The following is an 11,957-nucleotide window of genomic DNA, read 5'->3' on the forward strand; positions in this document are numbered from 1 at the left end:
TTATAGAGTTAAAAGGAGTTTTAACCATGGTAGGAACAGCCTCAGTAAGTTTAGATAAACTTGATTATAATGCACAGATGCATTTTGATGATGAACAGCATGAGATTAATATGCAAAAGTCATCTGAAAAAGAGTCTAATTCAAGTACTTTTGAAACCAATCAAAAACACAAAGTAATGGATGCAACCCAACTCTACTTAGGAGAAATTGGCTATTCACCATTATTAACAGCCCCAGAAGAAGTTTACTACGCACGTCGTCTCCAGCGAGGTGATCAAGCGGCACGTAAACGTATGATAGAAAGTAATTTGCGATTAGTGGTGAAAATATCTCGCCGTTATAACAATCGTGGATTATCACTCTTGGATCTTGTTGAAGAAGGTAACCTAGGCTTGATCCGCGCCGTGGAAAAATTTGATCCTGAAAAAGGGTTCCGTTTTTCAACCTACGCTACTTGGTGGGTTCGTCAAACCATTGAGCGCGCTATTATGAATCAAACACGTACGATTCGTTTACCGATTCATATTGTCAAAAAACTTAATGTTTATTTACGTACCGCACGTGAACTAGCCCATAAACTGGCTTATGAACCAACACCTGAAGATATTGCTAAAGAATTAGATGTGCCTGCAAAAGAGGTGTCTAAAATATTAAAACTCAATGAGCGAATTAGTTCAGTTGATAGCCCGCTTGGCACAACGGCTGACAAAGACTTATTAGATATTATCCCGGATAGTACAGATCATACACCGGAAAACAGCCTACAAACCAATGATATGAAATTACGTATTGTAGATTGGCTTGAAGATCTTCAACCAAAACAACGTGAAGTTTTAGCAAGACGTTTTGGTTTGTTAGGGTATGAAGCGGATACCTTAGAGAACGTAGGTAAAGAGATCGGCTTAACACGTGAACGAGTTCGTCAAATTCAAGTGGAAGCCTTAAAATCTTTGCACTCAGTTTTATCGGCACAGGGTTTATCTATTGATTCATTATTTCAATCGTAAACTTGCTAATAAATAATTAAGCAGGAAAATAAAAAACGCATCTTCGGATGCGTTTTTTTATTTTAAAAAAGTTTTATACCAATCACACTAAATAATACCAATCATAGTAAGTAACTGATCTATTTTACTTGTTAAAACAACTTATTTTTCGTTGTAAGTTTCGTATAGGGAACAATCATTTACATCAACTTACGCCTCAAACTAAGCCATTTTTCCGGCGCAAAATTTAGATCAGTTATTTAATACAATTGGTATAACTGCTCTATTTTGTTTGTTAAAATAACTTATTACTTCGTTGTCACTTTCGCAAATAGAGCAATTATTAATGAATTAACATCTTTTCGTTCATTCTCCGATAGACGATTAACGAAGTTAATCGTCGAAATGCTTAAATTACGCCTTGAGTTAAGTCATTTTCCTGTGCGAAATTTAGAGCACTTATTTAATGCAATTGGTATTAATTACATTAATTCAGATTGTGAAAAACTAAAGGAAGGGTCTATCTCTCTTAGCTCTTTTGCTAATAAAAGTTGAGCTTTTGCATTTTCAATTTCACGCCATTTACGCGGTTTAGGTTTACGTTTAACTGGAGTGGCTAATAAACTATCTAGGGTCATCTCTGTATCGTTCATTTGAGCTTGTTGCATGCTATCTCCTTACATTTACTTTCCAATGTTTATTTCATGCTAAACACAATAATGCGGGTTTATTGCATTTTTATGACGGCACAATGTTTCTTTTATTAATAAAACCTACCTCTTTAGATAGAAGGTCATAAGTGAATTTGTAACCTATGCTAGTTAGCTAACCTTAAAAAAGGTAGGTGGCTGACAACAAGGAGGGGTTATGCAGAAAGGTGAAGGATTTACCTTAGTAGAGTTGATGATTGGATTAGCACTGATATCAATTGTATTGGCTATCTCTGCTGCTTCCTATCAAACTTTAGTCGCCAATCAAGCATTGTCACATGCAACGAACCAAGTTTATTACACGCTACAGTTAGCAAAAACAGAGGCGATTAAGCGCAACAAAAAGGTTTACGTTCACTTTTGCCAACAATTATCTAATTGGTATGTTGGCATGAGTGAAGAGTCTGGTTGTGATTGCTTTACAGTGAACTCATGCCAATTGGATGGTGTTGATAATGTGCAACATCTAGTGGATGGTGAGCAAGTCATGATCAGTCAAGCGAATATGAAATTTGTAGATGATCAAGCTTCCTACGGATCATTACGCTTTACTGTTAAAACCGGTTCGGTCACCTTAACAAACCAACATCAAGGTGCGTTATCTGTTATTCAAAGTGCAATGCGTTTACGGGTATGCTCGCCAGGTAAAGCCGCACTTGGGCATAAAAAATGTTAGTAACCAATAGATATCAAAGAGGCTTTAGCCTAGTCGAGATTTTAGTTTGTCTTTTTTTAGGATCTTTATTGTTAGCTATGATCATCGGTTTGTATGTGAGTAACCTTGGTAATACTAATGAATCGCTAATTCATTCGCGTTTACGCACTGACCTACAGGCTTTAATTGGGATCATGGAAAACGATTTGCGTCGAGCAGGTTACGGTGGACAAGCCTTTTTAGTCGGAGATGATAGCGATAAAGTGTTTGCTGTTACCAATACAGTAGATCAGCAATGTGTTGTTTATACTTATAACTTTGATCATGCTGAATCACCTGATGTACAACACTTTATGGGGTTTCGTTATTCCGTTAAAAATAAAAGCATACAATTTGGACGCAAGGTAGATAAACAAGTGAGTAACTGCTTTTCTAGTGGTTATTGGGTTAATTTAACGGATCCTAACTTTTTAAAAATTAAACAATTAAACTTTTTGGAGAGTGAGGTCGCAAATTCTCAACTAACCCTACGCCATCTGCATATCGACATTCAGGTTGAATGGGTAAAAGATAGTGAATATAACCACCAAATAAGCACTTTGGTACAAACCAGAAATCCTGAGTGGCAATGATTTAAGCTTCTAGATAGAAGCTATTAAGCAGGCTACCAATTGCCAACTTTTCTTTATTTGTATCACTATTTACCTTTAACCCAAAAATAGACTATTTATAAACCTTTAATAAATATAAACTAATCTGTATATTTTTTTATAAGGAAATAATGCGTTGAACCTACCTGCGAAGTCTTGGATAACGAGCTATTTTGTTTGCTTCTTCTTCATTTGGGGAATTTTCTTACCTTTTTGGGGAGTATGGTTAGCTGAAAAAGGGATCAGCCCTGAGCAAATTGGGACATTATTTTCATTAGGGTTAGTATTACGCTTCGTGAGTAATATTGGCCTATTACCCCGCTTAAAAACCGCTAATGCACCTCTTACTATGGTTAGTTACCTAACCTTTTTTACCTTACTATGTTTAATCTCATTAGTGTTCTTTCAAGGTTGGTATGCCTTAGGGGCTGCAACCTTACTACTTAACTTCCTATTAGCGCCTATGGTGCCGCTTGGGGACATCATTGGCACTCGCTTAGTTAAACAGATCCAAATGAATTATGGCAAGGTACGGCTCTGGGGATCGGTCAGCTTTATTATTGGTTCGACCTTTGTAGGCTGGACGATTGGTGAGTTTGGGTACGATAGTATTTTATGGTTGATTATTCTTGCTGTTTTTTTAAATTACAGTTTAAGCCTGATTAAACTTAATCCACAATTACAAGAACAAAGTCGGCCCAATGCAGGGAGCACTAACAATTTACTCTCGCTGTTGAAACAGCCTAATGTTATTTATTTCATTCTTGTGATGGGATTAATTCAAGGTAGTCATGCTGCTTACTATTCGTTTAGTGCTCTTTATTGGACATCAATGGGGATCAGTGAGTTTAATATCGCCATCCTATGGGGATTGAGTGTATTTGCTGAAGTAATACTAATGCGTTTCAATGACAGATTATTTAATAAATGGTCTGTTAAACAGATGTGTTTATTAGCCTTAGCGGCTGGCTTAGTCCGTTGGGGAACCCTCTATCAAACCACAGACTTTATCTGGTTGCTGGTGGTCCAAACTTTTCATGCTTTTACCTTTGCGCTAGCCCACTTAGCGGCGATGCGCTTTATTGCAATGCAAGACGAGCATTTAATGGTTGGTTATCAAACGCTGTATTCCGGCGTGGCATTAGGCTTGGTTATGGCTGTATTAACCTTTGTATCCGGTTGGATCTATGCACCGCAAGATAGCAGCCTCTTTCTTTGGATGGCGCTTATTCTATTGCCAGTTTTATTGTTATTAAAACGTTGGAAATGTGATTCATCATCTCATTAATTTAATACTTAAGTTGTTGAGAAATAGATCTAATCTGAACTTATCTACGTACTAAAGCTCTAATAACTTGAAATTAATAAAATAATCCCCATAACTAAAGTGTATTCATAATATTTATTGAGGTTCCTATGTTTGCTCGGTTATTTTTAATTTTCACTGGTGTATCTTTATTAGAAATATTTGTATTAGTGAAAGTAGGCGGCTTCATCGGCGCTTGGCCAACTATTTCATTAGTCATCTTAACCGCATTAATTGGTTCTGCTTTAGTGCGAAGCCAAGGTTTACAACTTATACAAAAAGTACAGCAGCGCATGGCTGAAGGTGAAATGCCAGGGCAACAATTAATTGAAGGAATGATGTTAGTTGTTACAGGGATCTTACTCGTAACACCTGGGTTTGTGACAGATATAACAGGTTTACTATTATTACAGCCTACTATTCGCGGTAATATAGCTAAACTAATTTTATCTAATGTTAAATTTGCACCACAAGGTGGAATGGGAAGTTTTTCAAGCCAAGGCTTTGGTCGACAATCAGCTCATGATGACACAATCATTGAAGGTGAATTCGAACGCAGAGAAGAAAAGAAGCTTGATTAATAAATACTTATTATTTTTTAAATTGCTCAATGAGTAATCCATTTGTCACATTAGCTACGTACTATATGTGCGATGTTTATTATTGAACACTAGAAACAGTAAATAAGAATAAAAAAGGGGGCTCGGTGATGAATCGTCCTAGCACGTTAAGAATTTTTAAAAAATATCAACCACGTCAGATTGCAAAATTTGCAAAAGGTTTTTTTAATGCGCGTATTTTTATTGCAGGCTTAGGCCGCTTTAGGGTAATAGAAGGCAAAGTAGTTGCTTATCAGTGTCTCAAAGCAGAGCAAAAAGTGATCATTGCTGCTAGTGAAATTAACAAAATGGTCTCAGAATTATCTAATCCCAAAACCATCCCAGCATAATTTTTAACTTTATGTTTAAAGGCTTATTTTCCATCAACAGTTAGATTGAGGGAAAATAAGCCTTTTTTACTGCCCATTCCAAATTATTTTTATTTTTTTATTACATCTCTTGAATCGTACCTTTTTGACCCCATCACTTAATCAACCAATTCTGTTAACTATTACTATTAAAGGAAGTCACAATGTCTATTCGTCCTCTACACGATCGCGTTATTCTAAAACGTACAGAGCAAGAAACTAAATCTGCGGGCGGTATTGTTTTAACTGGAAGCGCAGCTGAAAAATCAACACGCGGAGAAGTTATTGCAGTAGGTAATGGCCGTATTCTAGAAAATGGTGAAGTAAGACCATTAGATGTAAAAGTAGGTGATACCGTTATCTTCAGTGAAGGTTATGGCCTAAAAACAGAAAAGATTGAAGGCGAAGAAGTACTTATCTTAAGTGAGAATGACATTCTAGCGATCGTTGAATAATCGTTATTATTTTATTTTAAAGAACACAGTAAAAGGAAAATATAATGTCTGCTAAAGAAGTTCAATTTGGTAATGATGCACGAATTAAAATGCTTGAAGGCGTTAACGTATTAGCAAATGCAGTACGTGTTACGCTAGGTCCTAAAGGCCGTAACGTTGTTATCGACAAAGTTTCGGTGCACCGCACATCACTAAAGATGGTGTGACAGTAGCAAAAGAGATCGAACTGGCTGATAAGTTTGAAAACATGGGCGCGCAAATGGTAAAAGAAGTAGCGTCTCAAACTAATGATGCAGCAGGTGACGGTACAACTACAGCGACGGTATTAGCACAATCAATCATCACTGAAGGCTTGAAAGCGGTAGCTGCGGGTATGAACCCAATGGACCTGAAACGTGGTATTGATAAAACAGTTAAAGCAGCGGTTGAAGAGCTTAAAAAACTATCAACACCTTGTTCAGATTCAAAAGCGATCACACAAGTAGGGACTATCTCTGCAAACTCTGATGTTGAAATCGGTGAAATCATCGCGACTGCTATGCAAAAAGTAGGTAACGAAGGTGTTATTACTGTTGAAGAAGGTCAAGGTCTAGAAAACGAATTAGACGTTGTAGAAGGTATGCAGTTTGACCGTGGTTACCTATCTCCTTACTTCATGACTAATCAAGAAGCCGGTACGGTTGAGCTTGATAGCCCATTCATCCTAATTGTTGATAAGAAGATCGGAAACATCCGTGAACTACTACCAACATTAGAAGCAGTAGCAAAAGCATCAAAACCATTAATGATTATTGCTGAAGATGTTGAAGGCGAAGCGCTAGCAACATTAGTCGTTAATAACATGCGTGGTATCGTGAAAGTAGCTGCAGTTAAAGCGCCTGGTTTTGGTGACCGTCGTAAAGCAATGCTACAAGATATTGCAATCTTAACAGCCGGTACTGTTATCTCTGAAGAGATTGGCTTAGACCTAGAAAAAGTAACACTTGAAGATTTAGGTCAAGCAAAACGCGTTGTTATCAATAAAGATGAAACAACCATTATCGATGGTGCGGGTGAGCAAGAAGCAATCCTAGCGCGCGTTGGTCAAATCAAACAACAAATCGAAGCATCTTCTTCTGACTACGATAAAGAAAAACTACAAGAGCGTTCAGCTAAACTAGCTGGCGGTGTTGCAGTGATTAAAGTAGGCGCATCAACTGAAGTTGAAATGAAAGAGAAGAAAGATCGTGTAGACGATGCATTACACGCAACACGTGCAGCCGTTGAAGAAGGCGTTGTTGCTGGTGGTGGTGTTGCACTAGTACGCGTCGCTGGTCTATTAAAAGACTTAAAAGGCGACAACGATGACCAAAACGTAGGCGTTCGCGTAGCATTACGTGCAATGGAGTCTCCATTACGTCAAATCGTTTCAAACTGTGGTGAAGAAGCGTCAGTTGTAGCAAACAACGTACAACAAGGCACAGCAAACTACGGTTATAACGCAACCACAGGTGAATACGGCGATATGTTAGAAATGGGTATTCTTGACCCAACTAAAGTAACACGTAGCGCACTACAGTTTGCAGCGTCAGTGGCAGGCCTAATGATCACTACAGAATGTATGATCACAGACTTACCGGTAGATGCACCAGCTTCAGCGCCTATGCCTGATATGGGCGGCATGGGTGGCATGATGTAATTCTGGCTGCATAAATCGTCTACTTCATCGTTGCTGTTGCCACTCGTTTAAGAAACACTAAACGTCGCGGCAAAGCGCCTTGAATTAAACAATTTTTACTATCCAGAATGCTATCTATGAAGCATCTAAAAAGCTCACTTCGGTGAGCTTTTTTGTATCTGATGTTTTGTTGCATAGTTGCATAAATCGTCTACTTCATCGTTGCTGTTGCCACTCGTTTAAGAAACACTAAACGTCGTGGCAAAGCGCCTTGAATTAAACAATTTCTACTATCCAGAATGCTATCTATGAAGCATCTAAAAAGCTCACTTCGGTGAGCTTTTTTGTATCATCTGGCTAAAGTAAAGTTATTACGATTGATTTTGCACAGCAAATTACCCCAATAGATCTGGGTTCCACCAACTTTGAATAATTTTTTAGTTCTACTCCTGTTTTAAAAGTACTTATTTGTGCATTGAGGAGGTATCGAGTGATGCCTTAATCTCACCAATTTCAATTATTGTTATCTGATATATGCATCTTTGCTTTATTAAATTGTATTAACAAATGATAGGTAGATCACGGCTTTAACTTTATTACTTTTTAATTGTTCATTTGTTTTTTAATCTTTTAATTTGACTTTAAAATCATTGTTTTTCATTTCTTTGTAAATTACAAAACCCCATAAAAACCTAGTTTATAGACTATAAATCAATCAAACCTTCCTTTCTGATATAAGAGAAGTGATTAATTTTCATGCTTTTTTTATGCTTAAAAGTTGCTGTGCTGTTGTCACAGTTTTGTAGTATTTAAGTAACAAGGTTAAGATTTTCATGTACTTTTTCGGGACATTTTGAGGGGCTATCGCCTGATATGTTTTTTGCTATAACCGCTGAGAACTTCGCTCATGGATAGAGCAAGAAAATCGTTAATAACCGAGGGAATCTTGATGAAAATCTTAACTAAACTTAGTCTTATTTCACTTTCACTATCGAGTGCATTTGCCACTGCAGCGAGTTTATCTATAGACAGTGCAACAGATTTTGGTAATAGCCATGAAAGCTATCCAGCCGACAACGCTATTGACGGCAGCTTGGCTTGGAGCTCACGTTGGGCTGCATCAGGATCTCCGGTTAACCTAAAACTTGACCTTGGTTCAACACAAAGCGTATCAGAGGTCGGTATTTCATGGGGTAAAGGTGGCAGTCAAACTCATACATTTGAGGTCTATGCGCGTCCAGGGACTAGTGGTGGTTGGACTAAGGTCTATGACAGTTTAAGTAGCGGTACGACTTCCAGTATTGAAGTATATGATATCGATGATATCGACGCGCAACAAATACGAGTGAAAACCTTTGAAAATAGCGCCGGTGATGAGTGGACAAATATTAAAGAAGTAGAGGTATACGGGGAAAGTGAAAGCACGAGCGAAGGAGTCGACCCCTCCACGGGCTATGCTGAAAATTATGCGTTAACGGGTGATGAGATGACGCTAGATTTTGATGATGTGTCTTGGAACACGGTAGAGGTTAATACGGCAAGTGAACTTGAAAATGCGCTTTCAGAGGCATCGGCAGGTGATAAAATCGTCATCGCATCGGGTACTTATGTCGGTAACTTTAAGCTTAAAGTTGGTGGTTCTCAAAATAAACCTATATGGATTGTAGCTGAAAATGTCTCTAACATGCCTATTCTGGATGGTGATGATTATAACAATAGTACGACTTTAGCCATTGATGGTGAAGACGCTGGTGGTATCGGTTATATCTATGTTGAAAGTATTAAAGTAAGCAACGCGAGAACAGGCATTTCGGTTGACCAAGCTGATTATGTGACAATAGATAACGTGGAAGTATATGACATTGGTCAATCAGCCATTCATCTTAGAGATGGTAGTAAATATAATATTGTTAAGGACTCTTATATTCATGATACAGGTTTGTATAACGTGAAATATGGCGAAGGTGTTTATATTGGCTCTGATTATACTAAATGGCACTGGAGGAAGTAGCTCTTCAGAATACGATCCAGCTGTTGATTATGCGCAAATTTTGAATAATATCATCGGCCCAAATGTGACTGCCGAACATATCGATATTAAAGAGGGGTCATCTTATGCTTACGTGATTGGTAATACGTTCGATGCAGAGGGGATGAATGATATTATTAACGGCGGTTTAAGCTTTATTGATTTCAAGGGTAATTATGCTGAAGCAGCCTACAATACTGGCGATCAAAATGATAATGAGTACTTCGAAAACGCCTTTGAGATAAATGAAAAATCATCTGGTTGGGGCGCTTATAATGACATTCATAATAATAGTGTTACTTTCGATGATGATTATTATGATGATAGCAAAGTATCTGTGACCATTACACTACCACTAGGATCCAGGGGAATGCGAACAGTGTTAGTACAACTGATGATATCAAACCTACGCATTGGGTAGTTAAAAATAATGTTGATACGACTAATACAGTCTCTGATAATACTCGTATTACTGAAGATGAAGATAAAATGTATTCAGGTTTTTAGCTCAGCAGTTAACTTAATACTGATTTGAAGAAAGCAGCCATAGGTTGGCTGTTTTTTATCTCAGCCCTGGATAGACTCAACCTTGTTTTTCTATGCGCTTTTTTGTGTTGCAGCGCTAACGCCTCTATTAACAGTTAAATGAGTCAAGAAATGATTTATTTCCGCTGCACCTATTTCTTTAGGATGTCTTTTATCATTAAACATAATGAAAAACTTAACCCAATATAAATAACTTTTTTCTGTTTGTAAGCTAACTCGTTTTGTTCGAATGACATCTCGAAGGATTGTAAAAAAGGAGATTGGATGATCATAAAAAACACCTTAGCTAACTGTTCGTATATACAGTTATAATGGATTTTTCCAAAAATACAATTTTTTGTGTAGAAAGTAAGCACTAATATGCTCACTTTCTACATAGGTAAATTTATAATCCATTGATTTATAGCATTTAATTTATTAAGCACTGCGTCATACTCAGCACAAAAGAGCTGAGTATGACGCAGTGCTTAGTTTCTACAAGGTTAATACTTCAAATAAGATCACTTCTTTGACTATAAAGCTTTGACAGAAAATGATTTAATTATTATTGTTTTGTTATTTTTTTGTTTCATAATCCGTTACTATCGTGATTTATGGATAATATACTGTTATACAAACCTCAAAGTGAACCTATATGAAATCAGTATTCTTTATATCTTTAATATTGTCCTTAGTTGTTGGGTTTGTTATTGGTGCAGTATTAGGCGTTCAAGTTGTTGAGGTTTATGTAGAAAAAATACCTAAAGACACGATGTATACCTTCATCGTAAATAATGTTGGTTTACTAGGTTCATTATCATCTTTCTTAGCACTTGTATTTGCAATATTTTTGTATGTTGGCTGGAAAGAGCAACAAAAAAATATACTGCTAATAGAGCACCATAAAAAATTATTAGAAAGTGTGGCGAAATTAGGCTCTACTTTTAGATTGCATATACTTTCTGGTGCATTTAGAAAAAGAAGAATCAACAGTGTTTTTTGATGAACTCGATGGGCAATTAATAAATATTAGCCAATTGATAACGGTTCATTATATTTTAAGTGGTGTAAAACGAAATGGTCGTTCTTATATTGATTGTACTTTCACCAAACTTGATGATTTTTTAGATCCTGTCAAAGAGTATTACTTGTTTATAAGTGATTACTGTTTTCAATCTAAGTACGGATGTGCTTACTTTAGTAAGGCGAGAAAGGAGATGGTTTATTTAAGCTTAAATAACGATGTTGCCAAAGATATATTTAGAGATGCTAACGAAGAATCTAATGAGAACTCTATTAATATCGCAACATATAACTCCAGTGGTGAGTAAGAAGTTTGATTTAGCCGTTGAAGCAATCCAAGGGCAAATTGGGTAAGTTTGTATAACAAGGCACTTAAACGGAACTAAAACAGTGGGTTATGTTTCGCTTCGCTACACATTTTAACCCACAATTTTAGCCCGCTTAGTGCGGCGTTAGTTTACTGGAGAAAGTATGGATTTCGTTAGCCTAGCTGTTGGATTCCTTGTAGGAAGTGCTACTGGTGCCGCAGGAACTTATTTTGGTAATAAATACACTGATAAGCGCAAAAAAATTGAGCATAAAAAAGACTCTGAACGTTTTTTTAATGATTTGTGGTCAAATCACCAAGTTTTATTAACAGAAATGAAACAAGATTTACTTAACCCAGAGTACGAGTTTCATAGAGAGTTTTTTATTTTAAATAAAGGTGGTTGTTTTAATCACGCAGGAAAATACCTAGCCTACTTTGTCGAAGATCATACTCATTTAGAGCAACAGGTAAAAATATTAGAGTCACATGGGTTAATAGATAACGTCACTGAATATGGGAAGAACGTACAGAAATATCAATGGTCTGAGCCATTCGCAAGCCATCTGTGCACAACGTAAACTAACAAGAAAATTAAGCGGGACTGCTAACAGTTGGCTCGGTTCCGCTCCGCTTCACATTTTAGCCAACTTGTTAATCAGCCCCTTATTTGGGCGTTGAGGCTGT

At 37.0% G+C, this 11,957-nt stretch carries 14 protein-coding genes and 1 pseudogene; 13 read left to right on the forward strand and 2 right to left on the reverse strand.

The features are described from left to right. Positions 1-26: 26 nt before the first annotated feature. The gene (rpoS, locus tag ACLKL2_RS17090) at positions 27-1,007 is read left to right on the forward strand and encodes an RNA polymerase sigma factor RpoS (protein WP_413692571.1); all 981 of its coding nucleotides are present in this window, start codon (positions 27-29) and stop codon (positions 1,005-1,007) included. Between the two features lie 461 nt (positions 1,008-1,468). Here the strand turns inward: rpoS and ACLKL2_RS17095 are convergent, their stop codons facing one another. Then, positions 1,469-1,654 (reverse strand): DUF3545 family protein, encoded by a 186-nt coding sequence (locus ACLKL2_RS17095; protein WP_258546879.1) that lies wholly within the window; start codon positions 1,652-1,654, stop codon positions 1,469-1,471. 199 nt (positions 1,655-1,853) lie between these two features. Here ACLKL2_RS17095 and ACLKL2_RS17100 point away from each other — a divergent pair, with 199 nt between their 5' ends. From ACLKL2_RS17100 to ACLKL2_RS17140, 9 genes and pseudogenes are all read left to right on the forward strand, one after another. Further along, complete coding sequence (locus tag ACLKL2_RS17100) at positions 1,854-2,372, forward strand: GspH/FimT family pseudopilin (protein WP_413692572.1); 519 nt, start codon at positions 1,854-1,856, stop codon at positions 2,370-2,372. Next, positions 2,366-2,983 (forward strand): prepilin-type N-terminal cleavage/methylation domain-containing protein, encoded by a 618-nt coding sequence (locus ACLKL2_RS17105; RefSeq protein WP_413692573.1) that lies wholly within the window; start codon positions 2,366-2,368, stop codon positions 2,981-2,983. The genes ACLKL2_RS17100 and ACLKL2_RS17105 overlap by 7 nt, the downstream gene beginning before the upstream one ends. 154 nt (positions 2,984-3,137) lie before the next feature. Next, on the forward strand, positions 3,138-4,289 hold the full coding sequence (locus tag ACLKL2_RS17110) for a 3-phenylpropionate MFS transporter (RefSeq protein ID WP_413692574.1): 1,152 nt from the start codon (positions 3,138-3,140) through the stop codon (positions 4,287-4,289). Positions 4,290-4,417: 128 nt separating this feature from the next. Then, positions 4,418-4,888 carry an FxsA family protein gene (locus tag ACLKL2_RS17115; protein WP_413692575.1) on the forward strand — a complete coding sequence of 157 codons (471 nt, stop codon included), beginning with the start codon at positions 4,418-4,420 and terminating at the stop codon, positions 4,886-4,888. 128 nt (positions 4,889-5,016) lie between these two features. Next, positions 5,017-5,256 carry a DUF1107 family protein gene (locus ACLKL2_RS17120; protein WP_413694351.1) on the forward strand — a complete coding sequence of 80 codons (240 nt, stop codon included), beginning with the start codon at positions 5,017-5,019 and terminating at the stop codon, positions 5,254-5,256. 182 nt (positions 5,257-5,438) lie between these two features. After that, the gene (locus ACLKL2_RS17125; RefSeq protein ID WP_113819130.1) at positions 5,439-5,729 is read left to right on the forward strand and encodes a co-chaperone GroES; all 291 of its coding nucleotides are present in this window, start codon (positions 5,439-5,441) and stop codon (positions 5,727-5,729) included. Between the two features lie 44 nt (positions 5,730-5,773). Continuing rightward, positions 5,774-7,407: pseudogene (gene groL, locus ACLKL2_RS17130) on the forward strand (chaperonin GroEL). Between the two features lie 928 nt (positions 7,408-8,335). Further along, entirely contained in the window at positions 8,336-9,397 is a 1,062-nt protein-coding gene (locus ACLKL2_RS17135) for a discoidin domain-containing protein (RefSeq protein ID WP_413692576.1), read from the forward strand. Continuing rightward, positions 9,360-9,836, forward strand: coding sequence for a hypothetical protein (locus ACLKL2_RS17140; RefSeq protein ID WP_413692577.1), 477 nt, complete (start codon positions 9,360-9,362; stop codon positions 9,834-9,836). Before ACLKL2_RS17135 ends, ACLKL2_RS17140 begins: the two co-directional genes overlap by 38 nt. A 176-nt stretch (positions 9,837-10,012) precedes the next feature. Here ACLKL2_RS17140 and ACLKL2_RS17145 read toward each other — a convergent pair whose 3' ends face one another. Next, positions 10,013-10,222 carry a site-specific integrase gene (locus ACLKL2_RS17145; RefSeq protein WP_413694352.1) on the reverse strand — a complete coding sequence of 70 codons (210 nt, stop codon included), beginning with the start codon at positions 10,220-10,222 and terminating at the stop codon, positions 10,013-10,015. 373 nt (positions 10,223-10,595) lie between these two features. Here ACLKL2_RS17145 and ACLKL2_RS17150 point away from each other — a divergent pair, with 373 nt between their 5' ends. The 3 genes from ACLKL2_RS17150 (at position 10,596) to ACLKL2_RS17160 (ending at position 11,851) form a co-directional block, all read left to right on the forward strand. Continuing rightward, entirely contained in the window at positions 10,596-10,943 is a 348-nt protein-coding gene (locus tag ACLKL2_RS17150) for a hypothetical protein (protein WP_413692578.1), read from the forward strand. Next, positions 10,933-11,271 (forward strand): hypothetical protein, encoded by a 339-nt coding sequence (locus ACLKL2_RS17155; RefSeq protein ID WP_413692579.1) that lies wholly within the window; start codon positions 10,933-10,935, stop codon positions 11,269-11,271. The genes ACLKL2_RS17150 and ACLKL2_RS17155 overlap by 11 nt, the downstream gene beginning before the upstream one ends. 163 nt (positions 11,272-11,434) lie before the next feature. Continuing rightward, the gene (locus ACLKL2_RS17160; protein ID WP_413692580.1) at positions 11,435-11,851 is read left to right on the forward strand and encodes a hypothetical protein; all 417 of its coding nucleotides are present in this window, start codon (positions 11,435-11,437) and stop codon (positions 11,849-11,851) included. The last annotated feature ends 106 nt before the right edge of the window (positions 11,852-11,957 follow it).

Source organism: Psychromonas sp. KJ10-2 (genome assembly GCF_047323255.1).
GTDB lineage: Bacteria > Pseudomonadota > Gammaproteobacteria > Enterobacterales > Psychromonadaceae > Psychromonas.